22 protein-coding genes are annotated in these 21112 nt (G+C 72.9%); 10 read left to right on the top strand and 12 right to left on the bottom strand.

The annotated features are described in order from the left end of the window. Positions 1–80: 80 nt before the first annotated feature. Positions 81–905 carry an SDR family oxidoreductase gene (locus NOSIN_RS16245; protein WP_077691556.1) on the bottom strand — a complete coding sequence of 275 codons (825 nt, stop codon included), beginning with the start codon at positions 903–905 and terminating at the stop codon, positions 81–83. A 90-nt stretch (positions 906–995) separates the two neighbouring features. Here NOSIN_RS16245 and NOSIN_RS16240 point away from each other — a divergent pair, with 90 nt between their 5' ends. Next, positions 996–1952 carry an AraC family transcriptional regulator gene (locus tag NOSIN_RS16240; RefSeq protein WP_077691555.1) on the top strand — a complete coding sequence of 319 codons (957 nt, stop codon included), beginning with the start codon at positions 996–998 and terminating at the stop codon, positions 1950–1952. A 76-nt stretch (positions 1953–2028) separates the two neighbouring features. Beyond that, positions 2029–2808 carry a class I SAM-dependent methyltransferase gene (locus tag NOSIN_RS16235; RefSeq protein WP_077691554.1) on the top strand — a complete coding sequence of 260 codons (780 nt, stop codon included), beginning with the start codon at positions 2029–2031 and terminating at the stop codon, positions 2806–2808. 45 nt (positions 2809–2853) lie between these two features. Here NOSIN_RS16235 and NOSIN_RS16230 read toward each other — a convergent pair whose 3' ends face one another. Then, positions 2854–3312, bottom strand: a complete 459-nt coding sequence (locus tag NOSIN_RS16230) for a GNAT family N-acetyltransferase (protein ID WP_077691553.1) — start codon at positions 3310–3312, stop codon at positions 2854–2856. A 130-nt stretch (positions 3313–3442) separates the two neighbouring features. After that, positions 3443–4069: an HAD-IA family hydrolase gene (locus NOSIN_RS16225; RefSeq protein WP_077691552.1), complete on the bottom strand. Its 627-nt coding sequence runs from the start codon at positions 4067–4069 to the stop codon at positions 3443–3445. Positions 4070–4183: 114 nt separating this feature from the next. On the opposite strand from NOSIN_RS16225, the gene NOSIN_RS16220 reads away from it, so the two are divergent. After that, positions 4184–4420, top strand: a complete 237-nt coding sequence (locus NOSIN_RS16220; RefSeq protein ID WP_077691551.1) for a hypothetical protein — start codon at positions 4184–4186, stop codon at positions 4418–4420. Positions 4421–4434: 14 nt separating this feature from the next. Here NOSIN_RS16220 and NOSIN_RS16215 read toward each other — a convergent pair whose 3' ends face one another. From NOSIN_RS16215 to NOSIN_RS16205, 3 genes are all read right to left on the bottom strand, one after another. Next, positions 4435–5271 carry a TIGR03619 family F420-dependent LLM class oxidoreductase gene (locus NOSIN_RS16215; RefSeq protein ID WP_077691550.1) on the bottom strand — a complete coding sequence of 279 codons (837 nt, stop codon included), beginning with the start codon at positions 5269–5271 and terminating at the stop codon, positions 4435–4437. A gap of 109 nt (positions 5272–5380) precedes the next feature. Next, the gene (locus tag NOSIN_RS16210) at positions 5381–6427 is read right to left on the bottom strand and encodes an endonuclease/exonuclease/phosphatase family protein (RefSeq protein ID WP_077691549.1); all 1047 of its coding nucleotides are present in this window, start codon (positions 6425–6427) and stop codon (positions 5381–5383) included. Between the two features lie 89 nt (positions 6428–6516). Next, entirely contained in the window at positions 6517–7473 is a 957-nt protein-coding gene (locus NOSIN_RS16205; RefSeq protein WP_171986601.1) for a LysR family transcriptional regulator, read from the bottom strand. 100 nt (positions 7474–7573) lie between these two features. Here NOSIN_RS16205 and NOSIN_RS16200 point away from each other — a divergent pair, with 100 nt between their 5' ends. The 7 genes from NOSIN_RS16200 (at position 7574) to NOSIN_RS16170 (ending at position 15051) form a co-directional block, all read left to right on the top strand. Further along, entirely contained in the window at positions 7574–8584 is a 1011-nt protein-coding gene (locus tag NOSIN_RS16200) for an NADP-dependent oxidoreductase (RefSeq protein WP_077691548.1), read from the top strand. 87 nt (positions 8585–8671) lie between these two features. Then, positions 8672–9490 carry an aldo/keto reductase gene (locus NOSIN_RS16195; RefSeq protein WP_077691547.1) on the top strand — a complete coding sequence of 273 codons (819 nt, stop codon included), beginning with the start codon at positions 8672–8674 and terminating at the stop codon, positions 9488–9490. 343 nt (positions 9491–9833) lie between these two features. Next, a complete protein-coding gene (locus NOSIN_RS16190) occupies positions 9834–10715 on the top strand; it encodes an alpha/beta fold hydrolase (RefSeq protein WP_077691546.1) in 882 nt (293 codons plus the stop codon). A 326-nt stretch (positions 10716–11041) separates the two neighbouring features. Continuing rightward, complete coding sequence (locus NOSIN_RS16185; protein ID WP_077691545.1) at positions 11042–12718, top strand: BCCT family transporter; 1677 nt, start codon at positions 11042–11044, stop codon at positions 12716–12718. A gap of 117 nt (positions 12719–12835) precedes the next feature. Then, on the top strand, positions 12836–13615 hold the full coding sequence (locus NOSIN_RS16180) for a nucleotidyltransferase domain-containing protein (RefSeq protein ID WP_077691544.1): 780 nt from the start codon (positions 12836–12838) through the stop codon (positions 13613–13615). 117 nt (positions 13616–13732) lie between these two features. After that, positions 13733–14296: a DUF7134 domain-containing protein gene (locus tag NOSIN_RS16175; protein ID WP_077691543.1), complete on the top strand. Its 564-nt coding sequence runs from the start codon at positions 13733–13735 to the stop codon at positions 14294–14296. An 80-nt stretch (positions 14297–14376) separates the two neighbouring features. After that, positions 14377–15051 (top strand): TetR/AcrR family transcriptional regulator, encoded by a 675-nt coding sequence (locus tag NOSIN_RS16170; RefSeq protein WP_077691542.1) that lies wholly within the window; start codon positions 14377–14379, stop codon positions 15049–15051. Positions 15052–15128: 77 nt separating this feature from the next. On the opposite strand, the gene NOSIN_RS16165 is transcribed toward NOSIN_RS16170, so the two are convergent. The 6 genes from NOSIN_RS16165 to solA all read right to left on the bottom strand — a co-directional run bounded on the left by NOSIN_RS16165 (position 15129) and on the right by solA (position 21015). Further along, a complete protein-coding gene (locus NOSIN_RS16165) occupies positions 15129–16082 on the bottom strand; it encodes a GNAT family N-acetyltransferase (RefSeq protein ID WP_077691541.1) in 954 nt (317 codons plus the stop codon). A gap of 201 nt (positions 16083–16283) precedes the next feature. Next, complete coding sequence (locus NOSIN_RS16160; protein WP_227014710.1) at positions 16284–17594, bottom strand: benzoate/H(+) symporter BenE family transporter; 1311 nt, start codon at positions 17592–17594, stop codon at positions 16284–16286. Positions 17595–17691: 97 nt separating this feature from the next. Then, on the bottom strand, positions 17692–18063 hold the full coding sequence (locus NOSIN_RS16155) for an antibiotic biosynthesis monooxygenase family protein (RefSeq protein WP_077691540.1): 372 nt from the start codon (positions 18061–18063) through the stop codon (positions 17692–17694). Between the two features lie 323 nt (positions 18064–18386). Continuing rightward, complete coding sequence (locus NOSIN_RS16150; protein WP_077693616.1) at positions 18387–18818, bottom strand: VOC family protein; 432 nt, start codon at positions 18816–18818, stop codon at positions 18387–18389. A gap of 89 nt (positions 18819–18907) precedes the next feature. Beyond that, complete coding sequence (locus NOSIN_RS16145; RefSeq protein ID WP_077691539.1) at positions 18908–19717, bottom strand: SDR family oxidoreductase; 810 nt, start codon at positions 19715–19717, stop codon at positions 18908–18910. A 122-nt stretch (positions 19718–19839) separates the two neighbouring features. Next, positions 19840–21015: an N-methyl-L-tryptophan oxidase gene (gene solA, locus NOSIN_RS16140; RefSeq protein ID WP_077691538.1), complete on the bottom strand. Its 1176-nt coding sequence runs from the start codon at positions 21013–21015 to the stop codon at positions 19840–19842. Between the last annotated feature and the right edge of the window lie 97 nt (positions 21016–21112).

The following is a 21112-nucleotide window of genomic DNA, read 5'->3' as shown; positions in this document are numbered from 1 at the left end:
GCGCCAGAGCGGATCCGTTCCTGTGGACGACTCCGCTCCGGCGCTCCCGCCCGAGGACTTCCCCGGCTAGGGCCGGGTGGTCACCGGTCCCAGGCCCCGGCGGCTCCGGCCCGGCGGGCGTACTCGTCGAAGCCCGTGGCCGGACGGCCCAGAGCCCGCTCCACGCCGTCGGCGGGCTCGGCGTTGCGGCCGTCCAGGATCTCCCCGAGCAGGTCGGCCAGCCCCCGGGCCTCCTCCTCCGCGACCCCGGCCGCGACCGCCCCGGCGACGAAGTCCTCCGCCGGCACCTCCTGGTACACGACCGTGCGCCCGGACGCCTCGCCGATCAGGCGCGCGGCCTCGGCGAACGCGACCGCCTTCGGGCCGGTCAGCTCGTACAGCTCCCCGGCGTGCCCGTCCTCCGTCAGCGCACGGGCCGCGACCTCGGCGACGTCGTCCAGGTCGACGAAGGGCTCGGGCACGTCCGGGGCGGGCAGGGCCACGGTGCCCTCCAGGACCGGCCCGCGCAGGAAGCTCTCGGAGAAGTCCTGCGCGAACACCGCGCAGCGCAGCACGGCCAGGTCCGGGAACTCCGCGCGCACGGCCCGCTCCGCGCGCTCGGATCCGGACTCACCGCGCCCGGACAGCAGCGCCATGCGCCGGACGCCGTGCCGGGCGGCGCGGGCGGCGAACGCGGCGACGGTCGCGCCGGCCCCGGGGAAGCCCAGGTCGGGGTGGTAGCACAGGTAGACGGAGGTGATCCCCTCCAGGGCGGGGTCCCAGGTGGCGCGGTCGTGCCAGTCGAAGCGGGGGCTGCCGGACCGGGAGCCGACCCGGATCCCGGCGCCGCGCTCGCGGAGCAGGCGGGTGACGCGGCGGCCGGTCATGCCGGTGCCGCCGGTGACGAGGACGTGTTCTGTGGTCATGCACCCAGTCCATCAACCCGAGCCCGGACGGAACATGGCCCAGAATCTGGTTTCCATAAGAGAACGTCTGACATCGGCTAGGGTGAGGGCATGGACCCCCTCGCGCACCTCCTGGACGGGCCCCGCGCACGCGGAGCCTTCACCCTGCGCACGGTCATGAGCCCGCCCTGGGGCATCGACAGCCGCGACGAGTCCGCCCTCACCCTCATCGTGGTCACCTCCGGCGGCGCCTGGGTGGGCACGTCCCGCGGCGAGGCCGACGCCGGCCCCGGCGACCTGGTGCTCGTCCGCGGACCGGAGCCCTACGTGATCGCCGACAGCAGGGGCCGCGAGCCCACCATCACCGTCTTTCCCGGGCAGCGGTGCGTGGCCCACGACGGCGAGGAGGTCCACGTGACCATGAGCCACGGGGTGGGGACCTGGGGAAACGACCCCGACGGCACCGACACCATGGTGGTGGGCGCCTACCAGGACGACAGCGAGGTCGGCCGCCTGGCCCTGTCGGCGCTGCCTCCGCTGGCGGTACTGCCCGGCGGCCGGGTCGACCCGGCGCTGGTGGCGCTGCTGACCGACGAGATCACCACCGGCCACGTCGCCCAGACCAGCCTCAACGACCGGCTCCTGGACTGCCTCCTGGTGATGGCGGTGCGGGCCTGGCTGGAGGACAACCCCGACAGCGCCCCCAACTGGCTGAGCGCCCGGCACGACCCCGTCGTCGCGCGGGCGCTGGAGCTGTCGCACGAACGCCTCGCCGAGCCCTGGACCCTGGACGCGCTGGCCCGCGAGTGCGCGGTGTCCCGGGCCACCCTGGCCGCGCGCTTCCAGAGGGCCGTGGGCACCCCGCCGATGACCTACCTGCGCACCTGGCGGCTCACGGTGGCCGGCGACCTGCTCACCGCCCGGCCGGAGCTGGGCCTGGAGGCCGTGGCCGCGCGGGTGGGATACGGGAGCGCGTTCGCCTTCAGCTCCGCGTTCAAGAACCACACGGGGACGAGCCCGTCCGCGTACCGCGCCGGGCGCGGGAGGGACGTGCCGCAGGAGGCGTAGGCGCGTACCGGTCCTGGCCGCACGGGGAGGAGAACGGTAGGTTCGTGCCCGCCGACCCGACGGGAACGAGGACTCCATGAACGACAGGACCCAGGCCTTCGACCGGCTCAGCGACGACTACCGCCGCTTCCGGCCGGGGTATCCCGACTCCGTCCTCGACCGGCTCCGCGCGCACGTCCTCGACGGCGTCCGCGACTCCTGGCCCGACCCCTGGCTCCTGCTCGACGTCGGCTCCGGGACCGGCATCTCCACCCGTGCCCTGCGCCGTGTCTTCGGCCCGGAGCCCCGCGTGGTCGGTGTCGAACCAGGCCACGCGATGCGCGACGCCGCCGGCGAAGAGGACGTCGAGTACGTGGACGGCCGCGCCGAGGAGGTCCCCCTCCCCGACGCCTCCGCCGCACTCGTGCTCGCCGCGCAGGCCGTCCACTGGTTCGACCGGCCCGCCTTCTACGCCGAGGCCGCCCGCCTGCTCGTGCCCGGGGGCACCGTCGCCGTGCTCAACAACGACCGCGACTGGACCGCCAGCGCCTTCGTCGACGCCTACGAGTCCCTGATGGAGGAGTACGGCGACGACTACGGGCGCGACTACCGGGTCTTCGACACCGTGGGGGAGATGGAGGCCCAGGACGGTCTCGTCGACGCCGTGGAGTTCACCGCCGCCTGGACGCGCGAGCTCGACCCCGACGGGCTCGTGGGAACCGCGCTGTCCTCCAGCAAGATGGCCGCCGTGGTCCGCGCCATCGGAGAGGAGCGCACCCGGGCCGCCGTCACCGCGCTCGCCGCCGAGCACTTCCCCGACGGGAACGTGCGCGTCCCCTACGTCACCCGGCTCTTCCTCGCCCGCCGGGTGCCGTAGCCGCGGACGGGTGTCCCCGCCGCCGGGGCCGGGAGGCCCCGTGCCTCAGCCGATCCTCTTCTTGAAGCCGACGTGGGAGGCGGTGTAGCCCAGCCGCTCGTAGAAGCGGTGCGCGTCCTCCCGGGAGGCGTCCGAGGTCAGTTGGAGTATGGCGGCGCCGCGGCGGCGCGCCTCCTCCTCGGCCCAGAGCAGCAGGTCGGTGCCCAGGCCGCCGCCGCGCTCGTCCGAGTCCACCCGCACGGCCTCCACCTGGGCGCGGGTGGATCCCCGGTGGGACAGGCCGGGGACGAACGTGAGCTGGAGGGTTCCCACCACCCGGCCGTCGCGGCGGGCCACCGCCAGGTACTGGCGCGGATCGGCGTCGATGTCCTCGAAGGCCGCCATATAGGGCTTCGGGTCGCCCGGGCTCTCGCGCCGGGCTCCCAGGGCGTCGTCGGCGAGCATGGCGACGATCGCCGCCACGTCCCCGGCCCGGGCGCGGTCGATGCTGACGCCGTCGTTCAAGGGTGCTCCTCGTGGTGTGCGCGGGTCGGCACCGGCATGGTGCCGTGGCGGGAACGGTGCCGCGGCGGCCCCGGTCCGGCCGGACCGGGGCCGGGGAGGGGCCGGCCGGCGGCAGGGTCCGGCCTATGCCTCAGAGCAGTAGTCCGGCCGCGGCTTCGAGGTCCCCCACCACGGTGGTCGCGTGCGCGAGGTCCCCGGAACCGGTCGTGGACGCCACGGCGATCACGGTCATCCCCGCGTCCAGCCCGGCCCGGACACCGCTGGCGGCGTCCTCCACCACCACGCACCGCCCGGGAGCGGCTCCCATGCGCTCGGCGCCCAGCAGGTAGGGGCCCGGATGGGGTTTGCCCTCGTCCACGTCGTCGGCGGTCACCAGCACACGGGGGAGGGGCAGTCCGGCGGCCTGGATGCGGGAGTTCGCGATCCGGTCGCCCCCGGAGGTGACGATCGCCCAGGGGCGCCCGCGGCCGTCCAGCTCGGCGAGGAGTTCGCGCGCGCCTGGCATGGCCCGCACGCCGTCTCCGGCGGCGGCCTCGTGTTCCTCGATCCGCGGTGCCTCGGAGGCCGGGTCCAGGTGCGGGGCGAGGAGGCGCACCAGGTCGGTGTCGGTACGCCCGTGGTGGTGCGCGAGCACGGTGTCCACGTCCAGGCCGCGCTCCACCGCCCACGCGGTCAGTCCCGCGCGGATGCTCTCGGCGGAGTCCACCAGCACACCGTCCAGGTCGAACAGCACCGTCATTCCGTCGTGGTCGCCCATGCCGTGTCCCCGTCCCGATCGTCGTTGGACACTCCAGGGTGCCATCGACGCCCCCGGAGGTCCGGCGGGGGCCGTCTCCTGGGCCCGCGCCCGCATGTCAATTACAGTTGACCCATGGACGCCGAACAGCTGACCGCCCTCGCCCGCGCCACCGAGGCCGGCGACCCGCTGGTGGGCCTGGACGCCGCACTCCAGATCCGCAGGGAGATGGAGCGGGTCGAGGCCGTCCTCGTCCGCCGGGCCCGCAACCAGGGCTCCACCTGGACCGAGATCGCCGAGGTCCTCGGAGTGTCCAAACAGGCCATCCACAAGAAGTACGGCGGCCGGGGCCTCTTCGGATCGCAGGAGTAGCGCCGGGCCGCCGGTCAGCGCAGGGCCGCGGCGAACCGCTCCATGCGCTCGCCGAACCCCTCCGCGCCGCCGAACCACACCGCCACCGAGTCCGCCCCGGCCGCGGCCAGTTCGCGGAACAGCCCGACGGCGCGGTCGAACTCCTCCTCGCCCCCGGACCAGGCGATCCGGGTGCCCGCCCACACGGGCCGGCGGGTCAGCTCCCGCAACCGGTTGCGGGCCGCCACGAACCCCTCCGTGTCCAGCCCCACCCCCTGCCACGCGTCGGCCCACGTCGCGGCCCGCCGCAGAGCCCGGTCCGACGTGCCGCCCACCATCACCGGTACACGCCCGGCCGGGCGCGGCTCGAACACCCCGCGCTCGTAGGAGTGGAAGCGCCCCTCGAACGCCCCCTCGCCCTCGAACAGGTGGCGCAGCAGCCGCAGCGCCTCGTCCGTCCGTGCGCCGCGTGTGGTGAAGTCCGACCCCAGCGCGGAGAACTCCTCCCGCGACCAGCCGGTCCCCACACCCAGGACGAACCGCCCCTCCGACAGGGCGTCCAGGGTCGCCACCTGCTTCGCGAGGAGGAAGGGGTCGCGCAGCGGAGCCACCAGCACCGACGTGCCCAGGCGGATCCGTCCGGTACGGGCGGCCAGGTGGGACAGGGCCACCAGCGGCTCGTACACGCCGCCGAAGGTCCTCCCGTACGGAGCGGGCGGCAGCAGGTGGTCCGGAAGCCACACCGCGTCCACGCCCAGCTCCTCGGCGCGTACCCCCAGGTCGACGAGGGTTCTCGGGGACATCTCCGGCGACTCGTCGGGCAGGACCACCTGGAGGTGGGTGCCCGTCATCGGTTCGGTCAGCTCGCTCATGGGGCGACGTTAGACCGTGCCACCGGTGTGAGGGTCGAACCCGGCACAAGTGTTCCCGTGTGTCCGGGCGCGCCCCGCCCTCGTGGTGCCGCCTCCGTCCCCGTGCGGATCACCTCGGCCTCCCGGGCAGGGTCACCTCGACGAAGACCGCACGGTGGTCGGTGCCCGGCACCTCCAGGACCTCGAGCCGGTCGACGCCCATCGCGGGGTCCACCAGCACGTGGTCGATGGTGAGCCCCGCGAGGCGCCCCGCCGGCCACGTCGGCTCCAGTCCCTCGCCCAGGACCGCCGCGGCGTCGAGGTATCCCGAGTCCAGGACCGCGCGCATCCCCGCGTGGTCCAGTGTGGCGTTGAAGTCCCCCGCCAGCACACGCGTCGTGCCCGGCTCAGAGCCCTCGGCCAGGGCGTCCAGCTCCTCACCCCAGTCCGCGGTGTACGAGGGCGTCAGAGGCGGCGGGACGTGCACGGACGTCACCTCGAGGACGTCCGCGCCCCCGTCCGCGTCCCCGTCCACCGGCAGCCGCACGGCGGAGGTCGGCATCGCGAAGGCGTCCCTACCCCCCGCCGCGTCGCCGAGGTCGGTGAGGGGGAAGGCCGAGTGGATGGTGCTCCCGTGTACGCCGCGGGGGTCGGAGTGGTCGTCCACGTGGGGCAGGAGGCCGTCCAGCCCCGCGGCGGACAGGTCCCGCACCAGTCCCGGGGTGACCTCCTGGAGGGTGAGCACGTCCACCCCGCGGTCGCGCACCAGCGACACCACCTCCGCGACGTCGGCCCCGCCGCCGAGCATGTTCAGGGTCATGATCCGCACGGCCGGGCCGCCTGTCGAGGTGACCCCGAACGGCACCGCGCGCGGCACGACCAGGGCGGACAGCACCGCCACCACCACGACCAGCACCCCCGTGCACACCCACCGCCGCAGCAGGCCCGCCCCCGCCGCCGCCAGCGCGGTGAGGCCCAGCAGGTGGGGGGTGAAGGCCAGCGCGGGCACCAGGGGCCAGCCCCGTTCCAGGCCGAACACCCGCAACACGGCCAACACCACCGCTCCCAGGGCCGCCAGCGCGACCAGGGCGGTCACCGCCGGGAACCGCCGCCGTGGCCCCGCGACCCCGTCCTTCACCGACTCCGGTCCGGTCACCGGTCCCTCCGTCCGTCTCATGGCCCTCCTCGTGTCCGAGCGGTCGGCCCCGTCCGCCACCTCCCGGTGGGACCCCCCGGGGGAGGAGGGGGTTCGGGAGCCGGCGGCCCTCACCAACCACGGGCGGCCGACACCAGGTGCCGGTGCACCCTGTCCAGGTGCGCGTTGCCCGGCACACCCGTGCGCCGCACCAGGTACATGGTGTTGACCGGCGGCTCCTCCGGTTCCAGCAGCGCCACCAGCCGTCCCCGGTCCAGAGCCTCCTGGCACAGGTAGCGCGGCAGCACTGTGACCCCCGCCCCGTTCTCGGCGGCCGCCATCATCCCGCGCAGGTCGGGCACGGTGACCGCGGGCCCGCACGTCAGCCGCACCCCGAACACGTGCCGCCAGTAGCGGCGCAGGATCGGCAGGTCGTCGCCGTAGGCCACCAGCGGGGCCTCGCACAGTGAGGACGCGCCCTGCCGGGCGAGACGGTCGCGGCGGATCCGGTCCGCCCACGAGGGCGACGCCACCAGCACGAACTCCTCGTCCACGAGGGGGTCGGCCACCAGAGCGCGCCCGCGCGGGCACAGCGGTGACAGCACCAGGTCGTGCCTGCCCCCGCGCAGCTCGTCCAACAGGTCGTCGACCGTTCCGGTGCGCACCCGCAGCCGTACGCCCTCCGCCGCCAGCGGGGCGAGCGCCGGCAGCACCAGTCCGTGCAGCACCTCGGCGGGACCCGCCACGCGCAGGGGCGCGGGCGGGGCGGACGCGTCGCCGCCGCCCGGACCGGCCACCACCTCCAGGGCGTCCAGGGGCTCGGCCACCCGGGCCGCCAGGTCGTTGGCCTCCGCGGTCGGTGCCACTCCGCGGGGCAGGCGCTCGAAGAGCGTGTGTCCCAGACGCTGTTCCAGGGAACGGATCTGGGTGGTGACCGTCGGCTGCGACAGCCGCAGCAGCTGCGCGGCGGCGGTGAAGGAGCCGGACCGGTGCACGGCCAGGAAGGTCCTCAGCTGCTGGAGGTCGAGCGGTCCAGCGGTTCGCAGGCCGGCCGCGGAGTTCGATCCATCGATATTCCTATAGCTCACTTCGCTGATTTTATTGGTAAGCGAATACGTTGCCGGGCTAGTGTCTGCCCGGGCCGCAGGTCACCGCGCCCACACCCAGCGAAGTCCCGGAGGTTGTGCCATGTCCGTCACCAGCAGGGAAGTCCACCTGGTCTCCCGTCCCGTCGGAGAGCCCCGGCCCGACGACTTCTCCCTCGTGGAGACCACCGTCGGGGACCCGGGCCCCGGAGAGGTCCTGGTCCGCAACGACTGGATGTCCGTGGACCCGTACATGCGCGGCCGCATGAACGACGTCAAGTCCTACGTGCCGCCCTACCAGCTCGGTGAGCCGATGGACGGCGGCGCGGTGGGCGTGGTCACCGCCTCCGGCAGCGACGACGTCCCGGTCGGCACCGCCGTCCTGCACTCGGCCGGGTGGCGCGAGTACGCGCTGCTGCCCGCGAAGGCCGTGCGCGCGGTGGACACCTCCCTGGCCCCCGCCGAGGACTACCTCGGCGTACTGGGCATGGTCGGCCTCACCGCCTACGCGGGCCTGACCGAGGTCGCCCCGGTCCGGGAGGGCGACGTGGTGTTCGTCTCCGGCGCCGCGGGCGCGGTCGGCTCCATCGCCGGACAGATCGCCCGCCAGCTGGGCGCGTCCCGTGTGGTCGGATCCGCGGGCGGCCCGGAGAAGAAGCGCCGCCTCCTGGAGGAGTTCGGCTTCGACGCCGCGATCGACTACCGCGAGGGGCGCCTGGAGGAGCAGCTCGCCGAGGCCGCGCCCGAGGGTGTCGACGTCTACTTCGACAACGTCGGCGGCGACCACCTGCGGGCGGCCATCGCCGCGATGCGCAACCACGGCCGGACCGCCCTGTGCGGCGCGGTCTCCCAGTACAACGCGACCGAGCCCGCGCCCGGCCCCGACAACCTCTTCCTCGCCGTCGGCAAGCGCCTCAACCTGCGCGGGTTCATCGTCGGCGACCACGGCCACCTCATGGGGGAGTACGCCGAGCGCGCCTCCGGGTGGATCGCCGACGGCAGGCTGCGCACCGAGAAGACCGTCGTCGAGGGCGTCGACAACGCGGTGCGGGCCTTCCTCGACATGATGCGGGGCGCCAACACCGGCAAGATGCTGGTCCGCCTCACGTCCTGACCGCTTGCCTGGAGTGCGCTCCAGGTCGTCATCATGGGGAGAGTCCCCACAGCCGTCACCTACTCCGTGATCACGAGAAGGGCATTCATGCAGCACGTCACGCTGAACAACGGCCTCACCATGCCGCAACTCGGGTTCGGCGTCTGGCAGGTATCCGACGACGAGGCCCGGTCCGCCGTCGCGACCGCCCTGGAGACCGGATACCGCAGTATCGACACCGCCCGTATCTACGACAACGAGAAGGGTACGGGCCGCGCCCTCGCCGAGTCCGGCGTCGCCCGCGAGGAGCTGTTCGTCACCACCAAGCTGTGGAACGACGACCAGGGCTACGACCGGGCGCTCAAGGCCTTCGACGCCAGCCTGGAGCGGCTCGGCCTGGACTACGTCGACCTGTACCTGATCCACTGGCCCGCGCCGGGACAGGACGCCTACGTCGACACCTGGAAGGCGCTGGAGCGCATCCACGCCGAGGGCCGCGCCAAGTCCATCGGCGTGTCCAACTTCACCGAGAAGACCCTGGACCGCCTGGTCTCCGAGGCCGACGTCCTCCCGGTCCTGAACCAGATCGAGCTGCACCCCTACTTCTCGCAGGGGGCCATGCGCGCGGCCAACGACCGCCACGGCGTGCTCACCGAGGCCTGGAGTCCGCTCGGCCAGGGCAAGGGGCTGCTGGAGGACCCGGAGCTGACCGCCCTCGGTGAGAAGCACGGCAAGTCCGCGGCGCAGGTCGTGCTGCGCTGGCACCTGCAGCTCGGCAACGTCGTGATCCCCAAGTCCGTGACCCCGTCCCGGATCCGGGAGAACTTCGACGTGTTCGACTTCGAGCTCTCCGCCGAGGACATGGACAGGGTCGGGTCGCTCGACCGCGGCGGCCGCATCGGTCCGGACCCCGACACGATGGGCTGATCCGGCGGTGCCCCCGGGCCGTTCCCGGTCCGGGGGCACCCCTTCGGGGCGCGGGGGCGCTCCGCCGCGGGGACGGGCGCCGACGGCCTCGGACGAACGCGTGCCGGCGCGGGTAAACCCCGTGGCGGCCGATGGCCGGAAGCGGACGATCAGGGCACTCCCGCACCAGGGCGAACAGCCGCAACGGGGGACACTTCGCAACGGGTATGGATCTGCTGAGTCTCAGGTCGGAAACACCCACCGCCCCGGGTGGCGTGGCACCGAACGGAGGCGTACAGTTCCTCTCTGGTGCGTCGGCTAGCAAGGACGGCGCCACCACTCTCCTCTAGGCGAAACCAGACCCATGACCGTCGTCCCCCTTCGCGCAGCACGTGTGTACCGTTCGGAGACCGCCGAGCGCTCCGTGCACGCCTGGTGCCACAAAGCCCTGAGCCGGTGGCCCGAACTCGGGCCCCTTCCTCCCGTGGAGACCCGTCTGGGGAGTACGCAGGCCTTCCGTGCCGCGGGCGGTCCCGGTACCCCGGTACTCGTGCTGTCGGGTACCAACTTCAACACGGCCACCACGGTGCCCGCCGCCCGCGCGCTGTCCGCGGACCGGCCGGTACTGCTGGCCGACCTGCCCGGGCAGCCCGGCCTCAGCTGTAGCCAGCGGGTCGGGGGCGCCAGGATCGACACCTACGGCGCCTGGCTCGACGAGCTCCTGCCCCGGATCACCGACCGGCCCGTGCTCGTGCTGGGCCACTCCCGCGGCGCCGCCGTCGCGCTCGCCTCGACCCCGTCCCCGCTGGTCGCGGGGATGCTGCTGCTCAATCCCGCCGGGCTGACCGCGGCCGGTGTGAGCTCGGAGTCGATGCGCACCGTGCTGCCGTGGATGATCCACCCCAACGAGCACACCAGCGGCCGACTGGTCGAGTTCCTCAGCGGCCCGTCCACCGCGTGCGACGAGCACCGCGCCGAGGCCGAGTGGCTCACCCTGGTGGCCCGGCACTGCCGCACGGGTTCCATGCCCAGCCCCCTGCAGGCGGAGCACTTCCGTGCTTGGTCGGGTACCCCGGTCGCCGTCGCGACCGGCTCGCACGACCAGTTCTTCTCTCCCGCACGCCTGCACGGACCGGCCCGCCGGTTCCTGGACACCGAGGTCCACACCATCGAGGGCGCGGGCCACCTGTCGCTGTACGAGCAGCCCGAGGCCGTGCGCGAGCTGCTGCGCGGGTTCGACTCCTGATCCTCTCGCCCCGATCCCGGCGGCGCCCGACCTCCGCGTCCGTTCCGGGTGCCGCACCCGTGCCCCGTTGAGGCCGTGACGCCGAGATGAGCGGTGCACAGTATGCGTGGCCTTGTAAGAAAATCCCTTATGTGGCTTTTGGTATACCTTTTTTAATATTTTCCAGTGTGTCGATAATGCTGCTGGGTAAGGACGGTTCCGACTCCCCTCAAAGAGAGGGATAAACAGGAAAGCCCGTCCCGAGACGTATCCTTACCCGAGGCCGGTGCGGCCGACGGGCCTTTATCCCCCGCCGAACGTCTCCGAAACACCAGAAAGCAGTCGGCATGTTCGAAAAGCTGGCACAAAGGCTGGGGCTCAACACGAACCCGGCGATCTTCTTCGTGTCCGCCGCGTTGGTGGTCGTCTTCGTGGTGGGTGCGATCCTCTTCACCGACGTGGTGGACGCCATCTTCGGCACGACCTCGGACTGGATCCTCACCAACCTAGGGTGGCTCTACATCCTCGGCGTGACCACCTTCCTCATCTTCCTGATCTGGATCGCGTTCAGCCGGTTCGGGACCGTACGCCTGGGGCAGCCGGACAGCAGGCCCGAGTACAGCAACCCCGTCTGGTTCGCCATGCTGTTCGCCGCGGGCATCGGCAGCATTCTGATGTTCTGGGGCGTGGCCGAGCCCGTCAGCCACTACGCCAATCCGCCACGGGCGGGTGTCGCGCCGCAGACGATCGAGGCCGCCGAGGAGGCGATGGGCTTCACGCTCTACCACTTCGGCCTGCACACCTGGACGATCTTCTGCCTGCCGGGGCTCGCCTTCGCCTACTTCGTGTACCGCAAGGGCCTGCCGTTCCGGGTCAGCTCGGTCTTCCACCCCTTCCTCGGGGAGCGGATCCACGGCCCCCTGGGGCGGGCGATCGACATCGTCGCCGTCCTGGGCACGCTGTTCGGCGTCTCCGTCACCATCGGCCTGGGCACCCTCCAGATCAACAGCGGCCTCAACACCCTGTTCGGCGTCGAGGAGAGCCGCCTCACCCAGTTGATCCTCATCGCGATCGTCACGACCATCGCCGTGATCTCCGTGGCCAGCGGCCTCGACGTCGGCATCAAGTGGCTGTCCACGATCAACATCTTCATGGCCGTGGGGCTGCTGCTCTTCGTCTTCCTCGCGGGTTCGACGCTCTTCCTGGCCAAGGGCATCATCGAGACCACGGGCATCTACCTGGAGATGCTCATCCCGCTGTCGTTCTGGAACGACACCTTCGCCAACACCGGCTGGCAGGGGTCCTGGACCGTCTTCTACTGGGCGTGGACCATCACCTGGTCGCCGTTCGTCGGCATCTTCATCGCGCGCATCTCCAAGGGCCGCACCATCCGGGAGTTCGTCCTCGGAGTGCTGGCCGCCCCCACCGTGTTCAGCGTCGTGTGGTTCAGCGTGTTCGGGCTGTCCTCCTTCAACATCGAGAGGAACCGGGGCGGCGACCTGGTCGGGGAGGTGGTCGTCCAGGAGGACGTTCCCGGTGCCCTCTTCGCGTTCCTGGAGCACTTCCCGCTGACGACGTTCGTGTCGATGGTGAGCATCCTCATCGTCATCATCTTCTTCACCACCTCCTCGGACTCGGCCTCTCTCGTGGTGGACATCCTCTGCTCCGGTGAGGCGGGCAACCCGACCCGTCAGCGGGTCTTCTGGGGGATCACCGAGGGCGTCGTGGCCGCGACGGTGCTCACCGCGTCCGGTACGGGCGGTCTGGACGCCCTGCAACAGACGATCATCGTGTTCGGGCTGCCGTTCTTCGTGATCGGCTTCTTCATGATGGTGGGGCTCGTGCGCTCGCTCAACGCCGAGTTCGCGGAGGGCTCGGGAGTCCAGCGCGAGCGCAACGCACCGCTCGCCACCAGGGCGCGCAGGTTGAAGCGGAGCCAGAGGCGCCAGGGCGGTGACGTCGGGAGCCGTACCGGGGAGCGCGGCGGCAACGGCGACGGCGACGGCTCGTCCACGGAGAGCTGACCGGACGCCGTCGACGGGCGGGGCCCGGACCGGAGCGCTCCGGTCCGGGCCCCGCCCGTCGAGGAGCCCCGCGCCGCCCGACGGAGTCTCCGTGGTGGACCGGCGGGAGGATCCGCGATGATGGCTGCCATGCCCACCTCCGAGCAGACCTTCGACGACGCCCGCTTCCTGTCCGCCACCGCCGACCGCCTCGCCGCCCTTCCCGCCGTGGAGGCCGTCATGATCGGCGGCTCCCGGGCACAGGGGGCCCACCGCCCCGACAGCGACTGGGACCTGGCGATCTACTACCGGGGCGGCTTCGATCCGCGACACCTGCGGGACGCCGGATGGGAGGGAGAGGTCTCGGAGGTCGGCGGCTGGGGAGGGGGAGTCTTCAACGGCGGCGCCTGGCTCCGGATCGACGGCCGGTCGGTGGACGTGCACTACCGCGACCTCGACGTGGTCGAACACGAGCTCGCCGAGGCCGAACAGGGGCGGTTCCGGGTGGAGCCGCTCATGTTCCACCTGGCCGGTATCCCCACCTACCTCGTCGTCGCCGAACTCGCCCTCGGCAGGGTCCTCGTCGGGGACCTGCCCCGGCCCGGCTACCCCGGGGCGCTGCGCGAGAGCGCGCCGCCGGTGTGGCGGGGCCTGGCCGCGGCCACCCTGTCCTACGCCGAGCACAACCACGCCCCGTACGGCCGGGTGGCCCAGACCGCGGGCCTCATCGCCCAGGCCGTCTCCCAGGCGGCTCACGCGGTCCTGGCCGAGCGCGGGGAGTGGGTCACCAACGACAAGACCCTCCTGTCACGGGCCGGCCTGGAGGAGGCCGACCTCGTGGTCGCGGGTATGACCGCCGACCCCCAGGACCTGACCGCGGCGGTCGCCGAGGTCGGACGGCTCCTCGCCACGGCCTGAGCCGTCCGGCGGAGCCGCCTCCCGCCCGCGTACCCGTGACGGTTCCGGCCGGGCCTTGCCGCGGCGAGGCGCGGCCGTTAGGTTAGTAAGCGCCCACTAACCACGGAGGCCTCCAAGGTGACATCCGAACACCCCCGGGCCACGCGCCCCTCGACCGCCGACGCCGTGATCGCCGCCCTCGTGCTCCTCCTCGAACTGGCCGCCACCTACGCCACCGTCAACGGCGACCCCTTCGCCCCCGTCGACGGCTGGGGCGCCACCCGCTCCACGGACCCGGCCGCCTTCGCCGCCGTGGTCGTGGGCTGCGGTGCGCTCTACTGGCGCCGCAGCCACCCCGTGCCGTCCCTGGCCGTCGCCACGGCCGCCTATGCCCTCTTCCTGCTGCGCGACTACGAACTCGGGCTCTTCCTCGCACCGATGGTCGCCCTCTACACCGTCGCCACGCTGGGCCGCGCCCGGATCCGGGCCGCTCTCGCGGGTGCCGTGGCGCTCACCGCCTCCCTGCTGTGGGTGCACGCCCGGACGGCGGCCGTCGCCGATCCCGGAACGGCGCTCCTCGCCTGGGCGGCCTTCGGTACCGTGATGGCGGTGTTCCTCGCGGGCCCGTTCACCGCGGGCGAGCTGGTCCGCTGCCGCAGACTGCTCGCGGACCGACGCGTGCTCGCGGGCGGCCCGGCCTGACCCTCCGGCGCCGGTCCGCCCCTCGCGAGCAGTACGGTGGCGCGATCAGCCACGAGTGACCGGAGCGAGGAGCGGACCCGATGAACGGCGAACCCGGGAAGCGCCGACCGCGATCCACCGCGGAGCGGACCCGACAGCACATCCTGGACACCGCCGCCGAGGTCATGCGCCGGCTCGGCATGGCCCGGACCACCACCAGGGAGATCGCACGCGCCTCCGGCTACTCCGAGGCCACCCTGTACAAGCACTTCACCGACAAGTCCGAACTGGTCCTGGCGGTCATGAGGCACCGCTTCCCGCCGTTCGTCGAGGACCTCGCGGCGATGACCGAGCGGGCGGGACAGGGCGACGTGCGCGACAACCTGGTCGGACTGGTCGTCAAGGCCGTCCCGTTCTTCCGGTACGGCGCGCCCGTGCTCGGTTCCCTGTTCGGCGAACCGGACCTGTTGCGCCGCCACCGCGAGGGCATGGAGCGCCACGGTGCCGGGCCCCACAACGTCAACCGGGGGTTCGCCGCCTACCTGTCGGCGGAACGGGAGCTCGGCCGGGTCCCCGCGGACGTCGCTCCCGACGCGGTGGCGGCACTGCTGGTGGGAGCGTGCTTCCAACGCGGTTTCCTGGAGGCCTTCCACGAGGGCGGCGGGGAGTTCCCTCCCCTGGAGGAGTTCGCCGCCGCCCTGGTCGACGCCACCGGGGTCACCGGCGCCACCGGGGCCGCCGGGACACGAGAGGGCGGCGCGGGCACCCGCACCTGAGAGCCGGGGGCGGGACCGGCGCGCACGTGGCGTCCGCGCCGGCCCCGCTCCCCGGAAGGGGTCACCCCGCCGGTGCGTTACCCCTGCCAGTCCATGTTGACGACCCCGCTGAGCGTGGCGTACCCCGCCCGCTGGAAGGCCCGCGCCATCGGCATGTTGCCCTTGTCGGTGGCGGCACGGACGCGCTCGACGCCCTCCTCGGCCAGGACACGGGTGCCCTCGGCGAGGATGTCGTCGACGTACCCGTTCCCGCGGTGCTCGGGCAGCACCGCGATGTAGCCGATCATCGGGTGGTAGTCGTTGCGCGCGGGCAGCACGAACCCGACCGGTTCGCCGTCCGGCAGCGTCGCGATCCGCCACCACTCCCGGGGCGTCGTGTACCGCTCGAACTCGTCGGCGTAGTTCTCGGCGGCCACCTGCTCCGCCGTGCTGTGCCCGAGGTCGGCGCGGTCGTGGGCGTCCAGGGTCCCCTCCAGCGCCCGGACCATCAGGCCGAGGATCTCCTCCTCGTCCCGGATCGGCCGGAACCGGAGGCGGTCGCCCGGTCGGGGAGCCGTGCCGCCGGGGGTCCACTCGAAGCGCAGGCGCTCCACGAGCAGTGATCCGCCGTTGCGCTCGACGGCGGCCATACGCTCCTCCACGGCGCGCCGGTCCCGGGGGTCCCGCCGCCAGCCGGCCGGGACGAAGCGCAGGTACTCGGGCGGGGTCCCTCCCCCGGGCAGGGTCGCCGCCGAGGCGGTGCGCAGCAGGTGCTCGGCGGTCTCCACGCGGTCGACGTCGTCGGCCGCGTCGTCCACGTCGAGGACGTCCAGCAGGAGGGGGGCGACATCGCTGTTGCGGCACCACCAGGACAGGCGGGCCAGGAGGCGGTCACCGTCCAGGGCGACCCACATCCAGGAGGGGTGGCGGCGGCCCTCGGCGAGGTCGGCGCCGATCTCGAAGTTCTGGACGTAGGGGAGCCGGTTGAACAGGTCCAGCTCCTCCGGTCCGGTGATCGGACGGATGGTCAGGGCATGCGTTGCTACGGTCAAGCGACACCTTCGGTGTGTGTGCGCCCGCCCGATCCGGGGTCAGCTGTCGAGGATGCCCCGGGAGGACACGAGCGCGGTGAATGCGGTGAACACGGCTCAGCCTCCTTTCGTCGTCGCGGCCCCGGTACCGCTGTGGTCGGGGCACGGTCAGTTGTAGCGGTGCCCGCGCCGGCGGCGCAAGCCCTTTTCCCGCGCCTCCTCTCAGGCGCGGTCCGCAGCGTCGGTGCCCTCACCCGCTCTGGTCTGCGCGGACCGTCCGTTTCCGGGGTCCGCCTCGGGCCGGGTGGACCTCCCGGTCCCGTCGCCCGCGTCCGCGTTCCGTCCGTGCCGTGACCGGCGCCAGGAACGTGTCACCGCCAGGGTCAGCGCTCCCGCGAGCAGCCCCCAGAAGGCCGAGCCCACCCCCAGCAGGGTGAACCCCGAGGCCGTGGCCAGGAAGGTCACCACCGCCGCCTCCCGGGAGCGTTCGTCCCCCAGGGCGGAGGCCAGCGATCCCCCGATGGTGCCGAGCAGACCCAGCCCGGCGATGCCCAGGATCAGCGGCGGCGGCAGCGCGGCCAGCAGGGACGCCACCGTCGCCCCGAAGATCCCCACACCCAGGTAGAAGACGCCCGCCCACACCCCCGCCAGGTAGCGGCGCTCCCGGTCCGGATGCGCCTGCGGACCGGTACAGATGGCGGCGGTGATCGCGGCCAGGTTCATCCCGAAGCACCCGAACGGGGCCAGCACGAGGTTGGTCGCCCCGGTCCACCCGATCACCGGAGAGACCGGTACCCGGTAGCCGTCGCCCCGCAGCACCGCCACCCCCGGCAGGTTCTGCGAGGCCATGGTCACCACGAACAGCGGTACGCCCACACTCACCAGTACCTGCCAGGAGAACTCGGGCGCCACGAACACCGGCCTGGCCAGCGACGGGGACACCCCGCCCAGGTCCAGCGTCCCCCGTACCGCCGCGGCGGCCCCGCCCGCGACCAGGGACAGGATGACCGCGTAGCGCGGCAGCCACCGGCGGCACAGCAGGTACACCGCGAACATGGCGAACACGACAGCGAAGTCGTCCTCCATGCTCGTGAACAGGCCCATCCCGAACTGGAGCAGCACACCGGCCAGCAGCCCCGCCGCGAGCGGAACCGGTACGCGGTCCATGACCCTCTCGAACCACCCGGTGACACCGCTCAGCGTGATCAGCGCCGCCGAGAACAGGAACGCGCCCACGGCCTGCGCCATCGTGACCCCGTCCAGGCCCACCGCCAGCAGCGCGGCACCCGGCGTGGACCAGGCGGTCACCACCGGCGCCCGGTGGCGCAGGGACAGGCCCACACAGGTCACGGCCATGCCCACGCCCAGGGCCAGCATCCACGAGGCGATCTGGCCGGAGGAGGCTCCGGCCGCCTCGGCGGCCGTGAACACGATCGCCGCCGAACTGGTCACGCCGACCAGGACGGCGATCAGACCGGCGGCGACCGCGGGCGCGGGGGCGACGAGACCGACATGGCGGACGAGGGTTCTCATGGTGCGCCATTCTCGCGCGCCACCGAAGCCGCGCCGGCGCCGGGGGAGGGAGAACCGCTGGTCCCGCCGCCCCGTCCGGGGCCGCCCGCCTCGGCGGTCAGGACTCGGCGCAGACCCGCTGGACGACCTCGAAGCCCCAGATCTCGCTGTTGCTCGCGGCCGGGCCGCCGTGGCCGTGCCCGGCCGGCGCACCCTCCCTCCGGCCGCCCTCCTCCCGGGCGTCCGCGGCGGCCTGGGCGTGCCCCTGCCGGAACGCCTGGCCGTTCACCCAGTTCTGGAAGTCCTCCTCGGACCGCCACCGGGTGTACACCAGGTACTTGTCGGTGCCCTCGACCGGGCGCAGCAGTTGGAACTCCTCGAACCCGGGCTGGTCCTCCACAAGCCCGGCCCGCTTGGAGAAACGCTCCTCCAGGGTGGCCCCGGCGCCCTCGGGGACGGTCAGGACGTTGAACTTGACGACACTGCTCACGCGGCACCTCTCTCGGTTGTCTGCCGGTCTCCCGCCCGACCTGGGACGTGTTCCTCTGAAGCTCCGCTGCGCTTCGCTTCGTGCTCGGACGCCGAAGGTACGGGAGCCCTCGGCCTCTACGGTGCGCCCGCTCCTGCCTCACGGGCGCACCCGCGGGACCTGGCGGAACCCCGTCGGAGCCCCCGCCATCTCCGATGGCACAGGACCTGGTCCACCGAACAGACCCTAGGACAACCTCCGCCGGCGCCCGCGCCGCCCCGCCCGCTTCGGCGGCCCCCGTCCCTCCCGGGGCCGTGGCACGGCCGGACCCGGGAGGCGCCTCCTCAACCGAAGACGACCCTCCCGGTGTCGTCCACGTGCCAGCCCGGGTTGTGCGCGATCTCCCACACCACCCCGTTCGGGTCCTCCACGTGGGCGTGGAAGATTCCGCCGAACTCGCCCTGCTGCGGAGCCTTGAGCACCTTCGCGCCCGCTCTGGCCATCGCGTCGACGGTCCACTCGACCTCCTCGGGGCCGTCGACGTTGTGCGACAGGGTCATCCCCGACGCCCCGGCCGTACCGGACGGACGCCCCAGGTCCCGGTCGAACTTCTCCGCGTCGAACAGGCCCAGGACCAGCCCCGGGGCGATCTGGAAGAAGATGATCTCCCCCGGAACGTCCATGAGCGGTTCCCAGCCGAGCCCGTCGCGGTAGAAACCCCGGGCCGCGTCCAGGTCGGCGGTCGCGAGCGTGACGAAGTGGGCCTGCTGTTTCACGGTGTCCTCCAGTGGTCGGTCGGTCACCTCCGCATCCTGCCGGAGGGAGGCGACCTTCCGCGGAAGCACCGCCGTACACGCCCGGTCCGCTAGCGCAGTCCGTGCCTGCGGGCGACCAGCTTCAGGACGGCCGAACGCGGGAACAGCCGCCGCAGCGCGAACACCACCGGGGCGTTGCTGCCCACCGCGTAGAACGGCCTGGGCGGGTCGGCCTCGACCGCGCGCACGACCGTGCGGGCCACCGTTCCCGCCGAGATCCCCCCGGCCTCGTTGGCGTTGAGCGCGTCGAGCATGGTGTGGTACTCGTCCGTGTACGGCGAGCCGTCCCCCAGGTACTGGGTCCGCCGTTCGCTGATACCGGTGTTGACCGATCCCGGCTCCACCGTGGCCACCCCCACGCCGTACGGGGACACCTCGCGGCGCAACGCGTCGGCGAACCCCTTGAGCGCCGCCTTGGAGGCCACGTACGACGACCGGTAGGCCAGCGGGAAGCTCGCCAGCATCGACCCCACCATCACCACCCGTCCGTACCGGCGGGCGCGCATGCCCGGAAGCAGCAGCTGGGTGAGCCGCACCGCGCCGAACACGTTGACCTGGAACAACCGCTCCACGGCGTCCGCGGGCAGTTCCTCGAACGGTCCGCTCTGACTCTCGCCGGCGTTGTTGACCAGTACGTCCACGTCGCCGACGGCGCCGGCGCACGCCTCCACGGACGCCCCGTCGGCCAGGTCCAGGGACAGGTACTCCACCCCCGGGACCGGATCGGCCACCGACTCCGGCTTACGGCTGGTCCCGTACACGCGGTAGCCGCGCCGGACGAGCTCGGCGGCCACGGCCGCGCCGATACCCGACGACGCGCCCGTGACGAGCGCGGTCCGCCGTGCGGTGGGACTGTTCATGGGTTTCCTTCCGGCAGGGGAGACAGGGGGACACGCTCGCGCCGCGCGTGTGAGCGATGATCGCACGCGGCCCGGCGCCGGAGGGCACCGTCCCCGGGAGCCGCCGCCGACGCCCGGTCCGGTCAGTCCCAGCGGTGGGGGTCGAACATGTCGATCAGCAGGTCCGTGCGCCCGTCCCGGGCGAGGTCGGCCAGAGCCGCCCCGACGGCCGAGGCGAACTTGTAGCCGTGCCCGGAGAAGCCTCCCGCCAACACCAGCCCGGGCAGCTCCCGGAGGTGTCCGATGAGGAAGTGCTCGTCGACGGTCATCGTGTACATGCACGCCACCATGCGCTCGGGGAGCGCGGAGACACCGCGCAGACCCGCGGCCAGCGCGCCGAGCCGTCTGGCGTCGGCGGCGTCGGGTGCCCTGGGCCCCGTGTCGGGGTCGACCGGCTCACCCCACTGCGCGCCCTCGGTCCTGTTCCCCGCGGCCTCGGCGTGCACGCCGATCTTGACGGTCCGGCCGCCGTCCATGCTGGGAAAGCCGTACCACGTGCAGTCGGCCGCGTCCCGGGCGAACACCGGCCCGCGCGCGTGGGGGGACGGGACGCCCGTGGTGCGGAACCAGCCCAGCACCCGGCGCTCGACCCTCAGGCCGCCGCCCGGCTTCGCCGCCTCGGGTACCAGCCGCGGCAGCCAGGATCCGGCGGTGACGACCACCCGGCGGGCACGGATCTCGGTGCCGTCGCCCAGCAGCACGCGGGGACAGTCCGGATCCGGTACGACCCTGGCCGCCCTGGTCCCGGTGAGCACCCGCGCGCCCGCCTCCCCGGCGAGGCGCACGGCCGCCCGGATCGCGGCCTCGGGCAGGACCACGCCCGCCTCCTCCTCGAAGACCCCCACCTCGCCCGGGCCCACCGCGTGCTGGGGGAAGCGCTCGACCGTCTGCTCGTGGGAGAGCAACTGGTAGGGGAGACCGTGGTGCTCGGCGGCGTCGACCGATCCGGTGACGGCGGAGCTGTCGGGGGCGCCGAGCATCAGCGCGCCGGTGGGTACCACCAGGCGTGTCCCGGAGGCCTCCTCCAGTTCCGACCACGCGTGCCAGGCCGCCTTGACGAGGGGCACGTATCCGGCGCCCTCCATGTAGGCGGTGCGGATGATGCGGGACTCGCCGTGGCTGGAACCGCGGTCGTGCCCGGGGACGAACTGCTCGATCCCGACCGCGTCCACTCCGCGTCGTGCCAGGCGCCACAGGGCCTGCGCCCCCATGGCTCCCAGTCCGACCACGACGGTGTCGGTCTCCACCCGCTCCGCCACGTGTCCGCTCCCCACGGTCGTACCAGGCCCCCGCTCCGAAGGTCCGGGGCCATGATCGCAGGCCACGCACATGGCGGGCGCCCGCCCACCCCGGGAG

This window comes from Nocardiopsis sinuspersici, assembly GCF_001998325.1.
GTDB classification, from domain to species: Bacteria; Actinomycetota; Actinomycetes; order Streptosporangiales; family Streptosporangiaceae; genus Nocardiopsis; species Nocardiopsis sinuspersici.
The sequence above is the reverse complement of the archived record's forward strand: the minus strand, read 5'-3'. Positions and strand labels throughout refer to the sequence as shown.